Below are 21,317 nucleotides of genomic sequence, written 5' to 3'. Positions count from 1 at the left end.
TGAAAGAGAGAGTATGGCGCGCAACATTTTGATCCTTGGAGCCTCCTACGGTTCCTTGCTGGCGACGAAGCTTTTGATGGCGGGCCACAACGTGACCCTGGTTTGCCGGAGGAAGACGGCGGACCTTATCAATCGCGACGGTACCGAAGTTCGCATCAAGCTGCGCGACGAGGCGGTGCACCGCGCGATCTTCTCGCGCGATCTGCCCGGCAAACTGGACGCGACCACGCCCGCCGAAGTCGACCTTTCCCGTTACGAGCTGGTCGGCCTTGCGATGCAAGAGCCGCAATACACCAACCACACGATCCGGGTTCTGATGATCAAGATCGCTACGGCGGGGCTTCCTTGTCTTTCGATCATGAACATGCCGCCGCTGCCCTATCTCAAGCGCATCCCGGCGCTGGCGGACATGGACCTGGAGGAGGCCTATACCAATGCATCGGTATGGGAGCGGTTCAAGCCGGGACTGGTGTCGCTGTGCTCGCCCGATCCGCAGGCCTTCCGTCCGCCGGAAGAGGCGGCGAACGTCCTTCACGTCGGCCTGCCGACCAACTTCAAGGCCGCGGCATTTGCAGACGAGCAGCACAACAAGATGCTTCGCGAGCTCGAAGCCGATATCGACGCGGTGACGCTGGACGGCAAGGACGTTCCGGTAAAACTCAAGGTGTTCGACTCGCTGTTCGTTCCGCTGGCCAAATGGTCGATGCTGCTGACCGGGAATTACCGCTGCATCACGCCGCACGAGCCGCAGTCGATCCGCGACGCCGTGCACGGCGACCTGAAACTCTCGCAGTCGATCTATGACCATGTCGACGGCATCGCCCGCCGTCTGGGCGCTGACCCGGCGGATCAGGTGCCTTTCGAGAAATATGCCAAGGCGGCGGAAAGCCTGCTCAAGCCGTCATCTGCGGCGCGCGCGGTTGCTGCTGGAGCGCCCTTCATCGAGCGGGTCGACCTTCTGGTGAAGTTGATTTCGCATGAGCTTGGCGCGCCCAATGCCGAGATCGACCGCACGGTGCAGACTGTCGATCAGAAACTGAACGAGAAGATCGTGGCGGGCGGGTCGGGCTCGTAGTGAGGGGCGGGGAAGGGTGGTTCGAGAATGGCGGCCCGACACGGATTCCCTCGATCCTGCCCTAGATGGCGACTCGTTTCACCAGTTCGGGAATAAGCTCCTTGAGGCGCCGGTGACTGATGAGCGGCGAAGCGGCGATCTCGGCAAGCCGCTGTTCGACATGGGACCATTGATTCGTCTCGCGCGGATCGGTGTCGCCCTTGGCGAGATTGCAGGGGTAGCAGGACAGCACGCGATTGCTCCTGCTACTCGGACCTCCCTTTGCGAGCGGGATGAAATGGTCGATGCTGGCCTTGACCTTGCCGCCCGTCTTTTGCCGGGAGAGTGCAACGTCGCAATAGGCGCATCGTCCGCCCCAATCGAAATAGCAGCGCTTGTATATCACGTCGGCCATTGGCTCATCCCAGAATTGCCTCTTCCCCAGAATCCCTCTACCCCGACAACGCGCGGCGGACCATGTTCGCCAATTGTGATTTCCGATACGGCTTGGTCAGCAGCAGCACGCCGGGGTCGAGGCGGCCCTGGTGAACGATCGCGTTGTCGGTATAGCCTGACGTGTAGAGCACCTTGATGCCGGGCCGCAGCTTCAACACCTTCTCCGCCAGTTCGCGCCCGGACATGCTGCCCGGCATGATGACATCGGTGAACAAGAGGTCGAACCTCTCGCCGTTGTCGATCATGACCATCGCCGCCGGTCCATTGGCGGGCGGCCACCGTGCGGTAGCCAAGGCTCTGCAACTGCGCAGCGACGAAGTTGCGCACCAGCGCGTCGTCTTCCACCACCAGGACGGTCTCGTTGCCGTGCGGCAGCGGCGCGGCGACGGCGGCTGGCGCCGCCTCGACCTGGCCGCGGGCGGGCGGCAGATAGAGTTTGATCGTAGTGCCGTGGCCGACCTCGCTGTAGATCCGGATGTGTCCGCCGGACTGTTTGACGAAGCCGTAGACCATGCTCAGGCCGAGGCCTGAGCCCTTACCGACTTCCTTGGTGGTGAAGAACGGCTCGAACACCTTGTCGAGCACGTCCTGAGGCATGCCGGCGCCGGTGTCGCTGACGGCGAGCATCACATAGGGGCCGGGCTTCACATCTGGATTGGCCTGCGCATAGGCTTCATCGAGCACGACGTTGCGCGTCTCCAGCAAGAGCTTGCCGCCGTTCGGCATCGCGTCGCGGGCATTGATCGCCATGTTGAGCAGGGAGTTGGCGAGCTGCGAGGGGTCGATATGGGCGGTCGCCACTTCCTGCTCGAGGATCGAATTGACCTCGACCTGCTCGCCGAGCGTCGGCCGAAGCAGTTTGGCGATATCGAGCACGGTGGCGTTGATGTCGACGTTGCGTGGCTGCAGCGGCTGGCGGCGGGCAAAGGCGAGCAGATGCTGGATCAGTTCGCTGCAGCGTTCCGCCGCCTGGTCGATCAACTCGGCGGTCTTTTGCAGCGCCGGCTGATCCTTCAGGCCTGCGACCAGGGACTCGGTGGTGCCGGTGATTACGGTCAGCATGTTGTTGAAGTCGTGCGCGACGCCGCCGGTGAGCTTGCCGATGGCGTCGAGCTTCTGCGCCTGCTGCAGCTTATGCTCGGTTTCGCGCGAGGCGGTGGCGTCGTGGTAGACCAGCGCTGCGCCGCTGATGGCGCCCGAGGCATCGCGCAGCGGCCGGCCGCTGATCACGAGATGAGCGGGAGGATTGCCGCTGACGGGGCGCACCACGATTTCGATCGCATCGAACGCTTCGCCGCGCAGCGCCCGCGACGCGGGCATGTCCTGGACCAGCAGCGGGGTGACGCCGTCGGCATGAAAAACCGTGCTGAGCGAGCGCAGCAACTCGACCGTCATGCCCGGCCGGTAGCGCAGCATCTTCTCGGCGGCCGGGTTGGAGAGCAAAACCTCCCCCTTGGTGTCGATGACGAGCACCGCCTCCGCCATGCTGTGAAAGGTGCTGCGCAGGACCGCGGCCGAAAGCCTGAGTTCGTCATGCGCGGCGACCAGATGCTCGGTGCGCTCGGCGACTGCGGCCTCCAGCGCCTCGTTGGTGGCCTGGGTGGCGCTCAGCGAATCCTGCAGTTCCCGGCGCGAGCGGCGGGTCGACAGCGTCAGCACGGTGGCGAGGATCAGGATCAGCGCTACGCCGGCGAGATCAATCGCCAGCAGGAACGTCCCGTTGGTTTCGGATTCGGCGCGCCTCGCGAAGAGCAGCCGACGCTCTTCCGCCCACCGCCTTTTCGAGATTTCCGGCGATCGCGGCCGTGGCCGCCCGGTCCTCCTGACCGACGAGCGCCGCGACGGCGGCGTTGTCTCCCGTGGTCCGGAGCCTGATTAACTCGCCATTGATTTCAATCTGGCGCTCCACCAGCGCTTTGGTCTCTTCGATCAACTGCCTTTCGGTGGGATTGGCCTTGACGGCTTCAATCAGTGCCGCGACCGCCAGCAGGATCGCGTCGCTGGCCTCGCGGTATTCCTTGGCGAATTGCTGATCGCCGGTAAGTGCGAAGGCGCGCGCCGCGCTTTCCGCCCGGCGCAGCTGCGGGCGCATGTCGGAGAGTTTCGCGAGTATTCCAAGCGCACGGTCGACGGAAGCGCTATCGGACCGCGACTTGAGGTCCAAACCGATCGAGGCAGCGCCGATAACGAGGAGGATAGCGAGGCCAATTCCAAGGATGATACGCTGCGAGGGCATTGCCAGTTGCTTACTTCATTATTTTGAGTGGCGCGCGGAAGCTTTCGGTGTGGTGATGCACTGATTGACCGAGGTCAACAGCGCGTCCGGCGTAAAGGGTTTGCGCAGGCAGCATGCCGCGCCGAGCTCGATGGTCATCCGCAGGAAATCCGGTGCACGTTCGGTGTTGGCGAAGGCGTAGCCCGACATCGCGACGATCGGCAGGTCCGGCCTGCGCTCGTGAAACATCCGGATCGATTCGAAGCCGCGCATATGCGGCACGAATACGTCGACCAGCATGACGTCGAAATCGGAGGATTCGAGTGCGCGCATTCCCGCTTCACCACCGTCGGCAACGGTGACCTCGAAACCCTTGCGCGTCAGACAAACCTCGATGGCGACGCATACCATCGGGTCGTCATCGACCACGAGAACGCGCGGCACGATGATCCCTTCTTCCTCGGGCGGCGGCCAGGTGACCAGCACATCCCATCTGACGATTAAGTCGAAACGCCGACAGGTCGTCTGTATGATAGAGTGCACATAAAAGTTGTTGAGGGCAATTGCGTTTCGCTGTGTCAGAACGAGAACAAATGCGCTCCCGGTTCCGGATCTAAGCCCGCCATGCCGCCAATCCATCACGCGGGCCGCGACCGGTTGTCGCCGCTCGGGCTCATCATGTTCGCGGTTACGTCGGTCGGGTGGGGCCTCAACTCCCGATCATGAAACATTTGCTGACGGAATGGCGGCCATTGTCCTCGCGCGGCCTGTGCGGCATCGTCGGCGCCGCGGCGCTGGCGGCTTGCGGTCGAGCAGCCGCAACCGGCCGCGATGTCATATGTCGGCTGGGCGTCGCTGCTCTATACGACGCTGATCCAGTTCTGCCTGTGCTATGTGCTGGTTTGCCGCGCTCGAGCGGCTGCCGGCGGCCACCGCCTCGATTGGAACCTTGCTGGTCCCCGTCATCGGGGTGCTTGCGGCGGCGCCATGCTGCGCGAGCCGCTCGGTCTGCGCGAGATCGCGGCGCAGGTGTTCACGCTCGGCGGGGTGACGGTGGCGCTGCGCGCGCAATTTCGCAAACGAAAGGACGGCGCAGGGGAATGCGCCGCCCTTCGAACTCAAGATATCGCGCTATTGGACCGGGCAGGGATGCCGTTGTCCGTCATAGCCAAGATAGGTTCCTGACGCCGGATCGTAGGATTTGTACCTCTGCATGCAATACGCCACAGAATCATCACCGGCCGGCGGTGCCTCGGCGACTACGCTGTCGTCGTAATAGCCGGCCGAGTCATCGTAGTAGTAGGGGCTGTTGTCGTAATAGCCATAGGCCGACCCGACGCCAGCCCCGATCGCGAAGCCCGGCCAGAAACCGCCGCCACGGTGGTGCCGATAGCCGCCGCCGTAATAGCGGCCGCCGCCTGAGTACGCGCCGCCCGCGACGGGACCTCCGCCAACGCCAGTGCCGGCAACGGCGCCGGATCTGAAGCCGCGATCACCGCTGGGTGCAACGGCCGCCCCGCCAGTTCTGAAGCCGCTACCGCCGCCGGGTGCAACGGCCATGCCGCCACCTCTAAAGCCGCCACCACCGCCGGGTGCGACGGCGCCGCCACCACCGCCTCTAGAGCCACCGCCACCGCCAATAGCTGCACCGCCGCCGCCGCCCCTGGCACCGCCGCCACCGGCCGCCGCGCCGCCTCTGCCGGAATCCTGCGCCTGGACGGGGCTGATGCTCGACGCGACTATCGGCAACACAAGCGCAATTGCCGCCGCTGTACTCAAAACTTTCAGGTTGATCATTGTTGGCTCCATTTGCGGGATATAGGCCCTAACCCGTTCAGCGGGCGGACGTTCCCGAGCCCGCGTATTGATTGCGCGCAAGCCGAACCTGTCAGACCGGAACTGTACGCGGAGTGAACGGATTGCGCCGGTTCCGCGACCATGCGCGGGCGCGATCGGGCCGTGCAAGGACCGGTCCGGCAGGGCTGCAATATCAGCCTTTGTCTGGACAATCCGGCGCTCCGGTGGCATCAGAGCGGCACGACATCTCGAACCGGCCGAGCCCTCATGAAGCTGTTTCTGCTGAAATTTTTCACCTGGTGGAGCGGTCAGACGTTCGGCACGCAATTGTGGACGTGGCGATTCGGCGAACTGGTCGGCCTGGACGAGCAGGGCAACCGCTACTATCGCACCAAAGGCCGCAAGATCGATCCGACGCTCGGCTTCGAGCGGCGCTGGGTGATCTATAATGGGTATGCCGAGGCGAGTCGGGTGCCGCCGTCATGGCATGGCTGGCTGCATCACACCGTCGATGTTGCCCCGACCGAGGAGAGCTACACGCCGCGGGAATGGGAAAAGCCGCATGTTCCCAACCTGACCGGCACGCCCGCGGCCTATCGCCCCTCCGGCTCGACGCTGGTCAGCGGCCGCCGCCCCAAGGCCACCGGCGATTATCAGGCCTGGACGCCGGGAAGCTGAACTCTCGATAAGTTTACTCCGCTTTTGCTGCCGCCATCTTGTCGGGCATTATAGGTGTATATACACTCATGACAATGAAACAATCGTCCGATCACGATTCCGACTACATGGCCGCAGGCGGCTGCTTCTGCCTCGCGTCGCGGCAGGCCGCGCGGAAGATCACCCGGCTCTACGATTCCCATATGCAGGGGTCAGGCGTTCGCGTCACGCAGTTCACCATCCTGTCGCAGTTGATGCTCCGCGGTGAAATGCCGATCGGCAAGCTGGCGGGTCTGCTCGGGATGGAGCGCACCACATTGAGCCGCAACCTGACGCTCTTGGAAGGCAAGGGCTGGATTTCGATCAGCGCCGGCCAGGATCCGCGCGCACGCATGATCGAGATCACCACACAGGGACGCGGTCTCGTTCGCCGCGGATTTCCCTATTGGTCGAAGGCGCAGGCGCATGTCGGCAAGCTGCTCGGCGCCGACGGCCAGGCCGCGTTGAAGCTTTTGGGTTCCCGGAATTTGGAGTGAGACGAACCGGGCTTACGTCCGGCACTTCGTTCGCTCCAACAGGTGTAACTACACATAAAGGAGAGACGTCATGCTCGACTTCATCGGAATCATCGTTCTCGTTGCCGCGATCATCGTCAGCATCAATGCGCTCACCGGCGCGATGCCGATCAGCACATCACAACGTCTTGCCCTTTCGGTCGGTGCCGGTCTTTGGACGGGCCTGGCCGCCGCGCTCGCAGCCGCGAACCTGTTCCTTGGCTCAAAGACGGTGGGACCGGTGATGATCGGTACGGTCATCGCGTCTCCACTGGTCGCGGCTGCCGTTGCGGCTTCGATCTCTCCATCGGTGCGCGCCGCGCTGCTCGGGATGCCAATGTCCTTCCTGATCGGTCTCAACGTCTGGCGCCTGGGCGGAGGGTTCTTCCTGCTCCTCGCGGCCGAAGGCCGGCTTGCCGGGCCATTTCCATACTCAGCGGGGTGGGGCGACATCATCACCGGCGCGCTCGCGTTGCCGGTGGCATGGCTCGCACTACGCGGGCAAGGCAAAGCGCTGGTCTGGGGCTGGAATGCGTTCGGGATGCTCGATCTCGTGGTCGCGCTTGCACTCGGAATCACCTCGGCGAATGGCTCGCCGCTGCAGATCATCCACGCTGGCGTTGGCTCGGCGGGCGTGCAGGGGCTGCCGTGGTCGCTGATTCCGACGGTCCTGGTGCCGATGTTCCTGATCGTGCACGCTGTCGTTTTCGCGCAGCTTGCCCGCAAGGAGGCGTCGCAACCATGACCAGAAAGTCGGCCGTCTGTATGCGCCAAGAGGCTGATTTGATCTTACTCCAGACCTGTGGACAACGGTAACAGCGGGGACATCTATCACGGCCGTCTTGCGCTGATCGCGTTATCGCGGCTCAATAGGGACATCTTACGGAGATGGGAAACCATCGCGTCGGTGTCGGGCTCCAGTTCGCGACTGCCCCGACGAGCAGCGGCACCCGATCAGAATACGGCTGGGAGATAGGCCCCCGGTGCAGAGGTTCTGAAATCGCCCGTCAATGTGGTGCTGTCGTGAGACAGGAAAGGTCGTCTGGGAAACCAGGCGGCCTTTTTCTTTTGTGGCGACAGTCGCGTGTCCCGGACGCGGTGCAGCGCCCTTCAGCGGTGCACCGCAGAGCCGGGACCTACACGCAGATGGGTCCCGGCTCTGCGTCGCGTCACTTCGTGCCGCGCCGCGTCCGGGACACGACTGGGATATCGCGATCTCGCTGACTCACAGATGCGACAGCATCACCCCATCCGCGCGGCGGCTCGATCGATCATTTCGCCGCGGCGGATTTGCGCCGGCGCAATCCTGTCTTTCATGAAGGCTAAGACTTCCGGCGGCGCGGTGTCGGGTGAGCCGGAATTGAACGGGGGCGCCGGGTTGTATTCGAGCCGGAGCTGGATCGCTTCCGCAGTCCGCCTGTCGTGCAGCAGCGAGACCAGCGTCAGGGCAAAATCAATCCCTGCAGTGACGCCGCCGCCGGTAACGCGGTTTCGGTCGACGCAGACGCGCGTCTTGGTCGGGATTGCGCCGAAGGCCGAAAGAAAATCCATCGCCGTCCAGTGCGTCGCCGCGCGGTAGCCTTTCAGCAGTCCGGCCGCGCCCAGCACCAGCGATCCCGTGCAGACCGAGGTGATGTATTTCGCGCCGGGCGCTTGCTGGCGCAGGAAGGCCAGCATTTCCTCGTCGTTGATCATGTCGTCGGTGCCGAAGCCACCGGGCACGCAAATGACGTCGAGTTGCGGGCAGTCGGCAAAGGTCGTGGTCGGCGTCAGCATCAGCACGGAATCGCTCGTGACCGGTTCGATCCGTTTCCATACCAAATGCACCTTGGCGCCGGGCAGGCTGGAGAACACCTGCAATGGACCGGTGAAGTCGAGCTGGGTGACCTTTGGGAACAGTACGAGACCGATCTGAAGCAGCGTGGGCGTTGGAGACGGCGCGGACATCGTGACCTCCGGAAAATTTGGCTTGACGGGAGGTATCCTGACATGGTCGCTTCGTGTCCGAAATGGCATTTTTCCCTCATTTTAGGACATCAACCGAAAACGGGCCAGCAGCATGATCGGCGTTCTCGTGTTTCCGGATTTCCAGTTGCTCGACGCCGCCGGTCCGATTTCGGTGTTCGAGATCGCGGCGCGCTTTGCCGAGGGCGCGCCGGCGATCCGGGTTCTGGCGGTGACGCCAGGGCCGGTGCGCTCGTCGTCGGGCGTCGAGATAGTGGCGCGCGGATTAAAGCCGTCGGGCGGGATCACTACGCTGATCGTCGCGGGCGGTGAGGGCGTGCGGCAGGCGGCGACCTGCGAGAAGACGCTCGGCTTCGTGCGCGCTATTGCCAAGCGTGGCGTCCGCATCGCCAGCGTCTGCTCCGGCGCCTACATCCTCGCCGAGGCCGGCCTGCTCGACGGCCGCCGCGCCACCACGCATTGGCAGCGCACGCGGCATTTTCTCAAAGCCTATCCGCAGGTGAAGCTGGAGCCCGACCGCATCTTCGTGCGCGACGGCGACATCTGGACCTCGGCCGGGATCTCGGCCGGCATCGATCTGTCGCTGGCGATGATCGCCGAAGACTATGGCGACGAGATCGCGCAGAAATCCGCCAAGCAACTGGTGCTCTATCACCGCCGCAGCGGCGGCCAGTCGCAGTTCTCTTCGCTGCTGGAATTGAAAGCGCCGAACGGCCGCTTCGGGCCGCTATTGGCCTGGGCGCGCGAGCATCTCGATGCGCCGCTCACCGTCGAGGACCTTGCCGAGCAGGCCGGCATGAGCTCGCGGCATTTCACCCGCGCCTTCATGGCGGAGACCGGCACTACACCATCAAAAGCGGTGGAGCGGTTGCGCATCGAGGTGGCGCGGCAGCGTGTGCAGTCCTCCAGCGAGGCGATCGAGCGTGTCGCGCAAACCACCGGCTTCCGCGATCCGGAGCGGATGCGCCGCGCCTTCATCCGCGCCTTCGGCCAGCCCCCGCAATCGCTGCGCCGCGCGGCTAGGGCAGGGTAGATGTTTCGGGAAAAAATTATCTCCGAAAATCCACCCGGCCTTGCGCGAAGTAACCGTCTATTCGCTGGTCGCTCATCACCAGGCCGACCCAGGGGACGGTGATCTCCGGGTTGTTCAGGTTGATATATTTGCCGACCAGGCGGCGCGGACCCTCGCGCCGTGCGTCGATGAGTCCCCTGCGCGCGCCGGAATCCCAATCGAATAGCAGGTACACGCGGTCTCCGACGATTCTCGCCTCGCCCTGGCCCTGTTTCCATTTATCCGGGGTATCGCCCGGTATGGTGGGATCAGCAGCGCCTTTCCAGCGGCTCGACCACTGACCTTCGATGGTGCCGTGCGGGTGACCGGTATCGTGAGCGCTCCACGGCTTTGCATTCTCGTCGGTGGCAGATTCCTCCGGCGCTGTGTTGCGGGCGAACTGCGTCACGTCATCGTCGTTGGGATGCGGCACGTCCATGACGCCGAATGGATTTCGAGTTGCCGAGTCCTTGTCGGTCGCAGCGTTGCGCTGTGCGCTTTCGGATTTCATTGGTCTCTCCAGCAGGAATGGCCTTGCTTCGCGATGCTTGGGGTCGCAGGAAAGAGGCGTGGCGGCCACCCGATTTCCGAAAGAACTTTTCCGGTATGCGTGGCACGGGCAGGGTAGCTCCTCACGCGGAGGGAGCGCCGCTGCTTGCCGGTGACGCGCATCGAGATCCGTCAGCGCGACAGCCTGGCGATCGCGGGCCGATTCCGCGGCGAGCCGCCGCGACGTCGTGGCCGCGATAAACAGAAGGTCGCCTTCGCCCGGCAGCCACATCGCCGAAACCCGGGGTCATGAACCCGGATAATGCTCGCCAGGAGCGTTGGTTCAGCGCTTGGTGGACGTCCGCCGCTCAACGACCGAGCGCCGTTGATTGAATTCACGCAACGTCGGCTTGCGTGCTCGGCGTCTCCTCCGCGAGCAAGGCATCGAGATCGACGAGCTGCGGATCGTCAGACTCGGGTTCGCCGAGTCCTGCGCTGCCGTGAAGATGCATCAGGGTCTGCACGCGGCGGGCGTTGAGATGATCCACATGCTGATGCTGCAGCGCGACCGGCAGCAGCGTTTTGGGCAACCCGACCAGCGCAAAGGCCGGAACCCTGCGCACCTCGTCGCCCTCACGCCAAAGCAGGGGATGGAGGGTGTAAATCAACTGCCGACCGATCTCCGCCGATGGCGTTTGCTCCGACTCTGATAGCGTGAGGCTGGCGAGGTTGGCGTTGCCCGCGCGGGTGCGTACGGCTGCGGATCGCAGCTCCCAACAGATCAAGTCTGCCGCCGCGAGAACTTCGCGGCGCACGGCATCGACGTTGCTCGAAAACCTGGTCGCTTCCGGTATCGACATCGCACTCTTGGTGACGGCGTCGGCCAAGGCGGTGGCGCCGGTATCAAATCCCGGCGCCGCCCGTTCGATGGCTGCAGCCATCGCTTCGATCTGGTCAGCCATCGCATCGCGGTCGCGCTGGGCTTTGGCATCAGCCAGCGCGCGTTCGGCTGAAGCGACCTGCTCGTCGAATTCCAGCAGTTCGGCGCGCATTGTCTTGGTGCGGTCCTCGACGGCGCGCATGGCCGCTTCCGCGCGATCGAGCCGCGCGTTGGCGGCACCGGCTACCGCCAACCGTTCGGCGGCGGTGCGCTTTTCTGCAAGTTCCGCTTCGGCGACGCCCAATCGCTCGGCCAACTTCTGCCGCGCTGCCAACTTTTCCTTCAGCGCATTCTCGAAGCGCTCGATCGGACCGAGCTCGCGCTTGAAAAATGCCATGGGCTCTCTCCTTGCGATCGTATGCCGAATCATCCGGCCGATCGTTGTGTGTGAAAGCTAGTACGAAACTTGGATAACATTGCGGCTTGAGTCGGTACAGCGCCGTCACTGGGTGATGGCCGGCGAGGGGCCGGCCATCACCTGCGGTGCACATGGGCTGAGACGGCAGCGCTCAGTTGTGCCTCTTCAGGAAGTTGCGCGCTCTGGATATTTTGCGCGGCGTGGATGCGGGCGCGCTAAACCGGCTTGTCAGGGTGCCAGCCCAGCACCGCCAGCATCACGAAAAATCCGACGACATAGGCCAAAGCCACCGGCCAGCCCTGGCTGATCCAGCGGCCGACGGATTTGGCTTCCGGATACATGTTCGACAGCGCGACGCCCGCCGACGAACCGAACCAGATCATCGATCCGCCGAAGCCGACGGCATAGGCCAGATAGCCCCAGTCGTAGCCGCCTTGTTTCAACGCCAGCGCGGTGAGGGGAATGTTGTCGAACACGGCGGAGACAAAGCCGAGGCCGAGCGCAGTCGGCCATGAAGCGGCCGGCAGCTTCTCCACCGGCATCAACGAGGCCGCGGTGACGAGCGCGAGCAGGAAGACGGTACCCTTGAAGGTTTCCGGCATCACCTTCCAGTCCGGCGCGCGCAATCCCGCCGTCAGCAGAATGGCGGCCCAGACGGCAATGCCGAGGACGGGGAGGACGTCGAGCAGGGCCGGGAACTTGACGTTGGCGATGATGTTCGCGGCGAGCGCGGCAATCAGGATGGCCGCAACGATGAAGACCCTCACCGGGTCGATCTTCAGGCCTTTCGACGGATCCTTCTGGATTGGCGAGTAACGCTGTTGCTGAATGGAGGCCGGCACGGCAAAGATCAGCATCGCAACGACCGCCGCGATATAAGCTTCCACCACGGCGAGGGGGCTGACACCGGCGATCCACATCATGGTGGTCGTGGTGTCGCCGACGACGCTGCCCGATCCGCCGGCGTTGGAGGCCGCGACGATCGCAGCGAGATAGCCGATGTGAACCTTGCCCTGGAACACGTGCCGCGCAACGGTGCCGCCGATCAAGGCGGCGGCGATATTGTCGAGGAAGCTCGACAGCACGAACACCAGGACGAGCAGGACAACGCCGCCCTTCCAGTCGTCCGGCAACAGCGCCGGCATCTCGTCCGGAATCCGGCTCTCCTCGAAATGCCGGGACAGCAGCGCAAAGCCCATCAGGAGCAGGAACAGATTGCCCAGCGTGACCCACTCGTGCGCCATGTGGTGGCCGAGGCCGGCCAGGCCCGCACCGTGCTTGAAGCCGGTGAAGACCAATTTGTAGACGATGATCGCGGCAAGGCCGCTAAGTGCGACCTGAAGCGTCTTGTGATGGAACAGCGCGACGCCAAGCAGCATCAACGCAAACAGGATGAAGTCGACGGGTATCCCGAATACAAGGATGGGTTCGATCACAACGGCCTCGGATAAGCGCGAGAGAAATTCACGGGTTCAGGTCGCAATCTGCAATGTGCGTTATTTCAGCGCCTTCAGCCAGCCGGCGATTTCGCTGACCGCGATATTGGCCTGCTGCAGCAGTTTGCCCATGGTGAAGAAGCCGTGGAACTGGCCGGGGAAGTGGCGGTAGGTCATGGGCACGCCGGCTTCCTTGAGCCGCGCGGCATATTCGGCGCCCTCATCGCGCAGCGGATCGGCGCCCGCCGTCAGCACATAGGCCGGCGGCAAGCCTGCGAGCGTTTTCGCGCGCGCGGGCGAGGCCTTCCAGTGATCGATGTCTGCCGCGCCGCTCAGATAATGGTTGCAGAACCATTTGATCACGGAGTGCGTCAGCAAAATGCTGGTCTCGGGTTCGCTGTGCGATGGATGGCTCATCGCAAAGTCGGTGGCGGGATAGACCAATACCTGGCCGGCGAGTTTTGGGCCGTCGCCGTCGCGTGCGGCGAGTGCCACGACGGCGGCGAGATTGCCGCCGGCACTGTCGCCGCCGACCAGCAGGTGCGTGGCGTCGATGCCGAGCTGTTTCGCATTGGCGGCAATCCATTTCGTCGCGGTGATGGAATCATCGACGGCGGCGGGGAATTTGTGCTCGGGCGCGAGACGGTAATCGACCGAGATCACGATCAACTCGCCTTCATGGGCGAGCATTTGGCAGACCACATCGTGGGACTCGAGATTGCCGATCACCCAGCCGCCGCCATGGAAGAACACGAGACATGGCGCGAGACCATTCGTCTCGCGCAGCGTCTTCGGCGTGTAGATGCGGGCCGGGATCGCGCCGTGGGCAGCGGGGATCGACAGCGTGTCGATCGCTTCAAGTTGTGGCGGCTCGGGATTACTGACGAATCGGGCGTTGAGATAGTACTCGCGCGCTTCCGGTGCGGTCAGTGTCTCATAGGCGGGACGGCCCGCCTCCTGAAAAGCCTTGTAGACGGCGGCGGCATCGGGATCGAGCGTGACGGGCATGACTGGGAATGAACCTCTGTTTCTGGGTATGTCATTCCGGGGGGCATCGAAGATGCGAACCCGGAATCTCGAGATTCCCCGATGTGCAATTGCACATCTGAGGTCTGGTCCTTCGGACCATCCCGGAATGACGACGCTAGGCTGCAGTGCGGCCGCCGTCGACGGTGTAGGCGGAGCCTGAGACGTAGCTCGCCTCGTCGGAGGCCAGGAACGCCACGACGGAGGCGACTTCGGACGCCTGTCCGAGCCGCCGCGCCGGAATCCGGTCGACGATCTTCTCGTTCGGCGGCGGCTCATTGCAGGGATTGCGGCCCTCCAGGATTGTGCTCAGCATCCGGCTGTCGATCAGGCCGGGGCAGATGCAATTGACCCGCACGCCGGTGCCGGTGCATTCCCAGGCGGCGCTCTTGGTCAGCCCGATCACCGCGTGCTTGCTGGCGCTGTAGACGGCGATCATCGGCGAGCCGATCAAGCCGGCAATCGAGGCGGTGTTGATGATGCTGCCCTTGTTCTGTTTCAGCATCACCGGCAGCACATGCTTCATGCCGAGAAAGACGCCGACCACGTTGACGTCGAGCACGCGCCGAAAACTCTCCAGCGAATATTCCGGGATCGGCTTGATGTCGCCCTCGATGCCGGCGTTGTTGTAGAAGGCATCGATCGTGCCGAACCTGTCGACGGTGGCGCGGACATATTCCGCGACTTCGTCCTCGCTTGTGACGTCCGCCGTCACCGCGAGCGCTTCGGCGGAGGCGGGCAGGTCCTTGATGGCGGCCGCAAGATCCTGCTCCCTGCGGTCGACGGCGACGATGCGGGCGCCGCGTTCGGCCAGCAGGCGAATGGTCGCGGTTCCGATGACGCCGGCCGCGCCGGTCACGACGGCAACCCGGCCATCGAGGCGAATTCGATCGGGCATGTCTTAAGGTTTCCTCTCGCTCCTCCGGTTATCCCGGATTTTGGTGGTTTTCGCGCCAAGGATGGGCACCTCGCGCGAACCGGAGCGACTATTTCATCTGAAACGGGGCGTGACTAGATCATGGCGTGGCTATCGAAAGCCGATTTCCGCCTTTCGGGGCCATGATCGAGATCATGGCGCGACTATCGAAAGCCGGTTTCCGCCTTTCGGGGCCACGGTCGAGTGCGGCGGGAAGGGGGCAAGCCGCCCTTTCCGCGCCGTATTCGCCGTGTTAACCGGATGGGACGCGAGCGGCGGATAAGTCTGTACTATGTCGCGAGCCCGATTCGCCTGTAAAAGCCGCGAGATGCTTCGAACCATTGCCCTGACCGGTCTTGCGGCCCTGATCGCCGCCACTACGACCTCGCTTGTGCCGCCGGCGCAGGCGCAGATCGGCAATATCTTTTCCGATCCGCCGCTGCGGCCGCCGGGCGCCATTCCGCGCGGTAATCAGCAGCAGCAACCATTCCCCGACGACGACGAGGAAGTGCCGGAACTGCCGCGCGGCCGCCTGCTGCCGACCCCGAACCGTCCGCCGCCGGGGCAGGGCGCGCCGCCGCCGGGAAGCTTCCAGTCGCAGCCGCTGCCGCCGCCGCCGGGAACGACCGTTGCTCCCCAGGGCACGCAGCCGGGTGTTGCGGTTCAGCCGCCGCAGCCGGGCCAGCCGGGCGTCGCCAATGCGCCGCCGGGCCAGCGCCAACCGCCACCAGCCAAGGGCGTGCCGCAATCGCCAGCGACCCTGCAGCCCGGCGACGAGGTCGTGTCCGAGCCGCCAGCCACCAAGATCACCAACAAGAAGGCGAGCTTCTCCGGCCTCGACAAGATCACCGGCCGCATCATCAATTTCGACGAGGATATTGGCGAGACCGTGCAGTTCGGCGCGCTGCGCGTGAAGACCAGTGCCTGCTACACGCGGCCGTCGACGGAAGCCGCCAACACCGACGCCTTTGTCGAGGTCGACGAGATCACGCTGCAGGGCGAGGTGAAGCGGATATTCTCGGGCTGGATGTACGCGGCAAGCCCCGGCCTTCATGGCGTCGAGCACCCGGTCTACGACATCTGGCTGACCGACTGCAAAGGCCCCGACCAGACCATCGTCAGCGCACAGCCGGATCCCGCGAAGGCTGCGCCGCCGCCGGCCGCAAAACGTCCGCCGCAGCCGAAGCAGGCGGCGCCGCGCCCGCCAGGTCAGCCGCCGCAGCCGCAATTCCAGCCGCAGCCGCAACAGGCTCCTCCACCGCCGCCTCCGCCGCAGCAGCGGCCGGGTGGACTGTTTGGCGGATTGTTCGGGAATTAGGCTACGGGCTGCGTGCAATAATCGCGAGCGCGTCCGCGCCGCTGATGCAGGACGGTAACCACATAAAATCCGCAGGCTCGCCCGCGATCGCCTTGTCGAGCAGCATGCGATAGCGGCGCCTTGGAATTTCGACCGCACCGAAGCTGCGCAGATGCTCGGTGACATATTGGGTGTCGAGCAGCTCGAACCCGCCTGCGATCAGCCGCGCCACCAGATGCACCAGCGCCACTTTCGACGCATCACGGGCGCGATGGAACATGCTCTCCCCGAAGAAGGCGCGCCCCAGGTTGACGCCGTAGAGGCCGCCGACGAGGTCGCCGTCCTGCCAGACCTCGACGCTGTGGCAATGGCCGAGCTCGTGGAGCCCGATATAGAGATCCCTGATGCGCTTGTTGATCCAGGTGTCGTCGCGGCCCGGCTGCGGCGCCGCGCAGCCCGCGATGACTGCCTTGAAGGCGGTGTCGACGGTAACGCTGAAGGTATCCGAGCGCACGGTGCGGGCCAGCCGTGAGGCGATGCGGAAGCCCTCGAGCGGAATCACGCCGCGCATTTCCGGCTCGACCCAGAACAGCGTCGGGTCGCCGGCGCTCTCGGCCATCGGGAAGATGCCGCAGGCATAGGCCCGCAGCAGCACTTCGGGGGTGATTTCGGAAACGGCTGACTCGCGCGATGTCATGCGTGGGAGGATAGCAGGAGGCCGAGGGCCTATGCTACGTACGTAAAAAAAAGACGGTGCGTCCCGGACGGCCGGAGAGCGCCGGGAGGAAAAGAGGGACGCGTGAAAATCACCTGGAAGACCGTTGTACCGCTATTGATCTGGCTGGCGCTCTATCTCGTGCCGGTTCCAGCCGGCCTCAACGCCAATCAGTGGCATTATTTTGCGATCTTTGCGGCCGTGATCGCCGCACTCATCCTGGAATCGATGCCGGTGGGCGCCGTCGGCGTGATCGGTCTGACGTTCGCGGGGATCTCGGGATATGTCGAGCACGACCCCAACAAGGCGCTGCGCTGGATGCTGGGCGGCTTTTCCGAAAGCACGGTGTGGCTGATCGTCGGCGCCTTCGTGTTCTCGATCGGCTACCGCAAGAGCGGGCTCGGCCGCCGGCTCGCGCTTCTGCTGGTGCATAGTCTCGGCCGCCGAACCATCGGGCTCGGCTATGCGGTCGCCTTCTCCGACCTCGTGCTGGCGCCGGCGACGCCGTCCAACACCGCACGTAGCGGCGGCACCATCTATCCGATCGTCAGCAACATCCCGCGCATCTACGGCTCCGAACCGGGGCCGACGGCGGGCAGGATCGGCACCTATGTGATGTGGACGGCGTTTGCGACCACCGCGGTGACGAGCTCGCTGTTCCTGACCGCGCTGGCGCCGAATGCGGCCGCGCTCTCCATCGCCAGGAAGATCGCAGGCGTCGACGTCGGCTGGTCGCAATGGTTCATCGGCTTTGCGCCGCTCGGTATCCTGCTTCTGATCCTGGTGCCGCTGTTGAGTTACATGATCTGCCGGCCGGAGGTGAAGGAAAGCCCCGAAATCGTCGAATGGAGTTCGAACGAGCTCAAGACGATGGGGCCGCTGTCGCGCAACGAATGGATCATGGCTGCGCTGGTGCTGCTGGCGATGTTCCTGTGGATCTGCGGTTCCAATCCCACCATCAGCCTGCCGCTAGTAGGGTCGAACTTCATCAACGCGACCATGGTGGTCTTTGTCGTGATCTCGCTGATGCTGTTGACCGGAGTGATTGAGTTCGAGGACATCGTTCGCGAAAAGAGCGCGTGGGAAGTGTTCTTCTATTTCACCTCGCTGTTGACGCTGTCATCGGGCCTGAACGAAATCGGCTTCATCAAATGGGTGGCGGAAGGCTACGCCAAGGAGCTGGCTGGCCTCGGTCCGACGGTCGGGATGATCCTGCTCGTCTCGTTCTTCTTCTGGGTCCACTATTTCTTTTCCAGCATCACCTCGCATGCGGCGGCGGTGTTGCCGGTGGTGCTGGCGGTCGGCAGCAGCATTCCCGGACTGTCGATGCCGACGCTGACGCTGCTCTGCGTCTATTCGCTCGGCCTGATGGGCGTGATCTCGCCCTATGCGACGGGACCGGCGCCGATGTATTACGGCAGCGGCTATATCGGGAAGGGCGATTTCTGGAAGTTCGGCCTGATTTTCGGCGTGATCTATTTTGCGGGCCTGCTGCTGATCGTGATGCCGTGGCTGCGGGTGGTGTGATCGAGCGCCCTGGGGCGCGTACTTGTAAATCGAGATTGATTGGTGAGCCTCAATCGATGTCCGCTATTGTGAAGGTTTTCGGATGCCGGCCCCATGAAGGTGGCGCCGCGGGCACGGGGCCGGCGTCCGCAAACCTTCACAGAAGCGGAAGCTCACCCCGTGAAAGGGTCCGTTTACCAGCATCTCACTGTCGCTTCGTAAGCCAACTAGCCACGGTCGCAAGTCGATATCAACATTGGTACTCTTAGTGGATGGCAAGGTCGGCAATGCTCACGACATTTCGAGGTGTGTGCCTGATTTGCTTATGCATCTTGGGATTTGCCGTTATCGTGGCACTCCTAGAGCTTGTCGCTTATCCCATTCTATTGAAATCAACTGGGTGCAGTTGGACCGAGGGCCTGCAGAGCTTCACCTGCGGAGATGGTTGGGTCGGTCATTCGATCGCAATCGTCCTCAACCTGCCGATACTATTCTCCTACGCGCAAACGTTTACTCTTTTCGGGGCCAGTGCACCGTTTAGTCGAGAATTCACGCTTTTGCTCTACTTGTTCGACGTTATCTTCGCTCTCGCTCTGACGTATCCTCTCCTGATCCTCTTTGCGCGGAAAAGCGGTCGGCGCAGCAGCTAACATCCGCAATGGGTCATTCGCGATCGGGTCGAGCCAGCAGCAATTCGGGCTATGTCCGCTGTGCCGCCGAAAGCGGAAGGCATCTCGTATCTGGCTACGCGCTTATGAGCGCCACGCCCTAGTTCTCGTAGCCGAACAGCTTGGCCGGATTGCTCACCAGGATCTTCCGCAGTTCGGCCTCGTCAGCAACGTAGCGATAGAGCAGTTCGAGCAGGTCGGCGTCATTGGGCGGCTGCACCACCGAAACCGGATGCGGCCAGTCGCTTGCCCACACGCAGCGGTCGGGGGCGGCGTCGATATAGGCGCGCGCGATCGGAATGACGTCGTCCCAGGGCGGGCCTTTTTTCGACGTCTTTTCCCCGAGCGACAGCATGACCCAGAAATTGCCCTTCGACAGCAGCTCCAGCATCTTTTGCAAATTCGGATCTTCCTTGCCGCGCACAGGGTCAGGGCGGGCCATGTGGTCGATCAGCACGGGTACGTCGAGATCTTCGTATTTGGCAACGCTCGAGACGATGCCGTCCTTCTCCGGCTGGATTTTTGCGTACCAGCCGAGTTCGCGAATGCGCGCGATCGCGCGCGCAAAATCCTTGTCCGAGAGCACCGCGCCCAGTTCCTGCCGGAAACTGAAGCGGGCGCCGCGCACGCCGGCGTCGTGAAGTTTGGCGAGATAGGCATCGTCGGCTTCGGCAAACACCAGCGCGTTGGCGCAACCGCGGTAGTTCGGTCCCATCGCGGCGAGGCCGTCGAGGACCACGGAATGATCGGCGCCATAGGTCGTGGTCTGCACGATGATGCCGCGCTCGATGCCGAGCGCCTTGTGGACGCGAAGTGCCGCTTCCCAGGTCGCGGTCGGCATCTGGTAGGCGGCGCCGGGCCGCACCGGATATTTGTCCAACGGACCCAGCACGTGAAACTGGCTGTCGATGCTCTTTGGCGGCGGCAGTTTTGAAGGACGGCGCGGGTTCGGATCGAAGGGAAGATAGGTCGGCATGTCGGGTTCCTTGTTCGAGCGGGGTCAGCCGATCACGGCCGTAAAGTCGCATTGCACGAGCGCGCCGTTCTCCATGTCCATCTGCAGGGCATGACGAGCGGGGCGGGAATGCTCATCGGGAAACATCTTCAGCCACTCGGTATTGACAGGTGCGCGCTGCGTGCGGTCCTGCAGCCATACGGTCATTTTGATGATGTCGTCAGTGGTCCCGCCGCCGGCCTCCACGATCGCCTTCATGTGGCCGAACATGTTGGCGCACTGGTCTTCGATCTTTTCCGGCATCTTGCCGGTCGCTGGGTCGCGGCCAAGGATGACTCCGGACATCAGGACATTGCCGATGCGGCAGGCGTTCGGAATTGGATTGGCGTGCTTGAATTCGCCGATATGAATGCTCTTGCGCCTTGTCATCGCTTCTCTCCCTGGGACGCTTTCTTGTTCAGACGAACTGGCAGGACACCGATCCGAACTGGCCGTAGTCGGCATGAAACGTGTCGCCCCTGGCGATATCGACCGGCCGGGTAAACGACCCCGCCAGCACCACTTCGCCGGCTTCGAGGTGCTCGCCCTGGGCGGCCAGCCGGTCGGCGAGCCAGGCCACGCCGTTGGCGGGATGATTGAGTACCCCGGCAGCGATGCCGGTCTCTTCGATCTGGCCGTTGCGAAACAACAGCGCGCCGATCCAGCGCAGGTCGAAATCGAGCGGCCGAATGGGCCGGCCACCGACGACCAGCGCCGCATTCGCGGCGTTGTCGGAAATCGTGTCCATCACCTTGCGCGGCGCCTTGGTCACGGGATCGATGCGGTGCATCCGGGTTTCCAGGATTTCCAGCGCCGGCGTGACGTAGTCGGTGGCATTGAGAACGTCGAACAGCGTGCAGTCGGGGCCCTTCAGCGGTGTCTTCAGAACGAAGGCCAGTTCGACCTCGATCCGCGGCGCGTGGAAGCGGTCGAACGGGATCGGCGACGCGTCGGGGTAGAACATGTCGGCGAACAGCACGCCGTAGTCCGGCTCGGAAATGCCGACGGCGTTCTGCATTGCTTTCGATGTCAGGCCGATCTTGTGCCCCCGAACGACGCGGCCGCGGGAGAGCTGCAGCTTCGTCCAGGCGCGCTGGATGGCGTAGGCGTCCTCGATCGTGAGATCAGGATATTCGCGCGTGAACGCGGTAATCAGCGACTTGCTGCGTTCGGCCTCATCCAGGCGCTGCGCCAGCCGTTCGACGGTTTGTTGATCGAGCATC

General features: G+C 63.6%; 21 protein-coding genes and 1 pseudogene. 8 read left to right on the top strand and 14 right to left on the bottom strand.

The window, feature by feature from the left end:
* Positions 1–13 precede the first annotated feature (13 nt).
* On the top strand, positions 14–1,075 hold the full coding sequence (locus V1293_RS07140; RefSeq protein ID WP_334507974.1) for a ketopantoate reductase family protein: 1,062 nt from the start codon (positions 14–16) through the stop codon (positions 1,073–1,075).
* 61 nt (positions 1,076–1,136) lie between these two features.
* On the opposite strand, the gene V1293_RS07135 is transcribed toward V1293_RS07140, so the two are convergent.
* The 3 genes and pseudogenes from V1293_RS07135 to V1293_RS07125 all read right to left on the bottom strand — a co-directional run bounded on the left by V1293_RS07135 (position 1,137) and on the right by V1293_RS07125 (position 4,169).
* A complete protein-coding gene (locus tag V1293_RS07135) occupies positions 1,137–1,469 on the bottom strand; it encodes an HNH endonuclease (protein ID WP_334507972.1) in 333 nt (110 codons plus the stop codon).
* 37 nt (positions 1,470–1,506) lie between these two features.
* Positions 1,507–3,746 (bottom strand): annotated as a pseudogene (locus V1293_RS07130) (CHASE3 domain-containing protein).
* Positions 3,747–3,764: 18 nt separating this feature from the next.
* Positions 3,765–4,169 carry a response regulator gene (locus V1293_RS07125; protein ID WP_334516650.1) on the bottom strand — a complete coding sequence of 135 codons (405 nt, stop codon included), beginning with the start codon at positions 4,167–4,169 and terminating at the stop codon, positions 3,765–3,767.
* A gap of 387 nt (positions 4,170–4,556) precedes the next feature.
* Here V1293_RS07125 and V1293_RS07120 point away from each other — a divergent pair, with 387 nt between their 5' ends.
* On the top strand, positions 4,557–4,910 hold the full coding sequence (locus tag V1293_RS07120) for a hypothetical protein (RefSeq protein ID WP_334507971.1): 354 nt from the start codon (positions 4,557–4,559) through the stop codon (positions 4,908–4,910).
* Here the strand turns inward: V1293_RS07120 and V1293_RS07115 are convergent.
* Positions 4,857–5,522 (bottom strand): BA14K family protein, encoded by a 666-nt coding sequence (locus V1293_RS07115; protein WP_334507970.1) that lies wholly within the window; start codon positions 5,520–5,522, stop codon positions 4,857–4,859. The genes V1293_RS07120 and V1293_RS07115 overlap by 54 nt on opposite strands.
* A 267-nt stretch (positions 5,523–5,789) precedes the next feature.
* Here V1293_RS07115 and V1293_RS07110 point away from each other — a divergent pair, with 267 nt between their 5' ends.
* The 3 genes from V1293_RS07110 (at position 5,790) to V1293_RS07100 (ending at position 7,478) form a co-directional block, all read left to right on the top strand.
* Positions 5,790–6,200 carry an NADH:ubiquinone oxidoreductase subunit NDUFA12 gene (locus V1293_RS07110; RefSeq protein ID WP_334507969.1) on the top strand — a complete coding sequence of 137 codons (411 nt, stop codon included), beginning with the start codon at positions 5,790–5,792 and terminating at the stop codon, positions 6,198–6,200.
* Between the two features lie 68 nt (positions 6,201–6,268).
* Positions 6,269–6,715, top strand: a complete 447-nt coding sequence (locus V1293_RS07105; RefSeq protein ID WP_334507968.1) for a MarR family winged helix-turn-helix transcriptional regulator — start codon at positions 6,269–6,271, stop codon at positions 6,713–6,715.
* Positions 6,716–6,785: 70 nt separating this feature from the next.
* Positions 6,786–7,478: a hypothetical protein gene (locus V1293_RS07100; protein ID WP_334507966.1), complete on the top strand. Its 693-nt coding sequence runs from the start codon at positions 6,786–6,788 to the stop codon at positions 7,476–7,478.
* Between the two features lie 497 nt (positions 7,479–7,975).
* Here the strand turns inward: V1293_RS07100 and V1293_RS07095 are convergent, their stop codons facing one another.
* Complete coding sequence (locus tag V1293_RS07095) at positions 7,976–8,680, bottom strand: DJ-1/PfpI family protein (protein WP_334507964.1); 705 nt, start codon at positions 8,678–8,680, stop codon at positions 7,976–7,978.
* A 112-nt stretch (positions 8,681–8,792) separates the two neighbouring features.
* Here V1293_RS07095 and V1293_RS07090 point away from each other — a divergent pair, with 112 nt between their 5' ends.
* Positions 8,793–9,731: a GlxA family transcriptional regulator gene (locus V1293_RS07090; protein WP_334507962.1), complete on the top strand. Its 939-nt coding sequence runs from the start codon at positions 8,793–8,795 to the stop codon at positions 9,729–9,731.
* A 16-nt stretch (positions 9,732–9,747) separates the two neighbouring features.
* On the opposite strand, the gene V1293_RS07085 is transcribed toward V1293_RS07090, so the two are convergent.
* The 5 genes from V1293_RS07085 to V1293_RS07065 all read right to left on the bottom strand — a co-directional run bounded on the left by V1293_RS07085 (position 9,748) and on the right by V1293_RS07065 (position 14,896).
* Complete coding sequence (locus V1293_RS07085) at positions 9,748–10,530, bottom strand: hypothetical protein (protein WP_334507960.1); 783 nt, start codon at positions 10,528–10,530, stop codon at positions 9,748–9,750.
* Between the two features lie 103 nt (positions 10,531–10,633).
* A complete protein-coding gene (locus V1293_RS07080) occupies positions 10,634–11,515 on the bottom strand; it encodes a hypothetical protein (RefSeq protein WP_334507958.1) in 882 nt (293 codons plus the stop codon).
* Between the two features lie 236 nt (positions 11,516–11,751).
* The gene (locus V1293_RS07075) at positions 11,752–12,972 is read right to left on the bottom strand and encodes an SLC13 family permease (protein ID WP_334507956.1); all 1,221 of its coding nucleotides are present in this window, start codon (positions 12,970–12,972) and stop codon (positions 11,752–11,754) included.
* 60 nt (positions 12,973–13,032) lie between these two features.
* The gene (locus V1293_RS07070) at positions 13,033–13,980 is read right to left on the bottom strand and encodes an alpha/beta hydrolase (protein WP_334507954.1); all 948 of its coding nucleotides are present in this window, start codon (positions 13,978–13,980) and stop codon (positions 13,033–13,035) included.
* Between the two features lie 136 nt (positions 13,981–14,116).
* Positions 14,117–14,896 (bottom strand): SDR family NAD(P)-dependent oxidoreductase, encoded by a 780-nt coding sequence (locus tag V1293_RS07065; RefSeq protein WP_334507952.1) that lies wholly within the window; start codon positions 14,894–14,896, stop codon positions 14,117–14,119.
* Between the two features lie 346 nt (positions 14,897–15,242).
* On the opposite strand from V1293_RS07065, the gene V1293_RS07060 reads away from it, so the two are divergent.
* Entirely contained in the window at positions 15,243–16,232 is a 990-nt protein-coding gene (locus V1293_RS07060) for a DUF2155 domain-containing protein (protein ID WP_334507950.1), read from the top strand.
* A 1-nt stretch (position 16,233) separates the two neighbouring features.
* Here the strand turns inward: V1293_RS07060 and aat are convergent, their stop codons facing one another.
* Positions 16,234–16,908: a leucyl/phenylalanyl-tRNA--protein transferase gene (aat, locus tag V1293_RS07055; RefSeq protein ID WP_334507948.1), complete on the bottom strand. Its 675-nt coding sequence runs from the start codon at positions 16,906–16,908 to the stop codon at positions 16,234–16,236.
* A 102-nt stretch (positions 16,909–17,010) separates the two neighbouring features.
* On the opposite strand from aat, the gene V1293_RS07050 reads away from it, so the two are divergent.
* On the top strand, positions 17,011–18,453 hold the full coding sequence (locus V1293_RS07050; protein ID WP_334507945.1) for a DASS family sodium-coupled anion symporter: 1,443 nt from the start codon (positions 17,011–17,013) through the stop codon (positions 18,451–18,453).
* A 747-nt stretch (positions 18,454–19,200) separates the two neighbouring features.
* Here the strand turns inward: V1293_RS07050 and V1293_RS07045 are convergent.
* Genes V1293_RS07045 through hpaH form a run of 3 tightly spaced genes read right to left on the bottom strand, consistent with a single transcriptional unit; the run spans position 19,201 to position 21,316 of the window.
* Complete coding sequence (locus V1293_RS07045; protein ID WP_334507943.1) at positions 19,201–20,076, bottom strand: amidohydrolase family protein; 876 nt, start codon at positions 20,074–20,076, stop codon at positions 19,201–19,203.
* 24 nt (positions 20,077–20,100) lie between these two features.
* Entirely contained in the window at positions 20,101–20,484 is a 384-nt protein-coding gene (locus V1293_RS07040; RefSeq protein WP_334507941.1) for a RidA family protein, read from the bottom strand.
* Between the two features lie 28 nt (positions 20,485–20,512).
* Positions 20,513–21,316, bottom strand: coding sequence for a 2-oxo-hept-4-ene-1,7-dioate hydratase (gene hpaH / locus V1293_RS07035; RefSeq protein WP_334507939.1), 804 nt, complete (start codon positions 21,314–21,316; stop codon positions 20,513–20,515).
* Position 21,317: the final 1 nt, after the last annotated feature.

It is taken from the genome of Bradyrhizobium sp. AZCC 1693 (genome assembly GCF_036924745.1).
In the GTDB taxonomy this organism is placed as follows: Bacteria; Pseudomonadota; Alphaproteobacteria; order Rhizobiales; family Xanthobacteraceae; genus Bradyrhizobium.
This window is presented reverse-complemented; position numbering and strand designations above follow the sequence as displayed.

Bases quoted from the DNA above. Each gene is read 5' to 3' on its own strand.
- V1293_RS07095 (WP_334507964.1), bottom strand. From the start codon at position 8,680: ATGTCCGCGCCGTCTCCAACGCCCACGCTGCTTCAGATCGGTCTCGTA.
- V1293_RS07115 (WP_334507970.1), bottom strand. From the start codon at position 5,522: ATGATCAACCTGAAAGTTTTGAGTACAGCGGCGGCAATTGCGCTTGTG.
- V1293_RS07105 (WP_334507968.1), top strand. From the start codon at position 6,269: ATGACAATGAAACAATCGTCCGATCACGATTCCGACTACATGGCCGCA.
- V1293_RS07100 (WP_334507966.1), top strand. From the start codon at position 6,786: ATGCTCGACTTCATCGGAATCATCGTTCTCGTTGCCGCGATCATCGTC.
- V1293_RS07080 (WP_334507958.1), bottom strand. From the start codon at position 11,515: ATGGCATTTTTCAAGCGCGAGCTCGGTCCGATCGAGCGCTTCGAGAAT.
- V1293_RS07135 (WP_334507972.1), bottom strand. From the start codon at position 1,469: ATGGCCGACGTGATATACAAGCGCTGCTATTTCGATTGGGGCGGACGA.
- V1293_RS07045 (WP_334507943.1), bottom strand. From the start codon at position 20,076: ATGCCGACCTATCTTCCCTTCGATCCGAACCCGCGCCGTCCTTCAAAA.
- V1293_RS07060 (WP_334507950.1), top strand. From the start codon at position 15,243: ATGCTTCGAACCATTGCCCTGACCGGTCTTGCGGCCCTGATCGCCGCC.
- V1293_RS07040 (WP_334507941.1), bottom strand. From the start codon at position 20,484: ATGACAAGGCGCAAGAGCATTCATATCGGCGAATTCAAGCACGCCAAT.
- V1293_RS07065 (WP_334507952.1), bottom strand. From the start codon at position 14,896: ATGCCCGATCGAATTCGCCTCGATGGCCGGGTTGCCGTCGTGACCGGC.
- V1293_RS07120 (WP_334507971.1), top strand. From the start codon at position 4,557: ATGTCATATGTCGGCTGGGCGTCGCTGCTCTATACGACGCTGATCCAG.
- V1293_RS07070 (WP_334507954.1), bottom strand. From the start codon at position 13,980: ATGCCCGTCACGCTCGATCCCGATGCCGCCGCCGTCTACAAGGCTTTT.
- V1293_RS07090 (WP_334507962.1), top strand. From the start codon at position 8,793: ATGATCGGCGTTCTCGTGTTTCCGGATTTCCAGTTGCTCGACGCCGCC.
- aat (WP_334507948.1), bottom strand. From the start codon at position 16,908: ATGACATCGCGCGAGTCAGCCGTTTCCGAAATCACCCCCGAAGTGCTG.
- V1293_RS07140 (WP_334507974.1), top strand. From the start codon at position 14: ATGGCGCGCAACATTTTGATCCTTGGAGCCTCCTACGGTTCCTTGCTG.
- hpaH (WP_334507939.1), bottom strand. From the start codon at position 21,316: ATGCTCGATCAACAAACCGTCGAACGGCTGGCGCAGCGCCTGGATGAG.
- V1293_RS07110 (WP_334507969.1), top strand. From the start codon at position 5,790: ATGAAGCTGTTTCTGCTGAAATTTTTCACCTGGTGGAGCGGTCAGACG.
- V1293_RS07085 (WP_334507960.1), bottom strand. From the start codon at position 10,530: ATGTGGCTGCCGGGCGAAGGCGACCTTCTGTTTATCGCGGCCACGACG.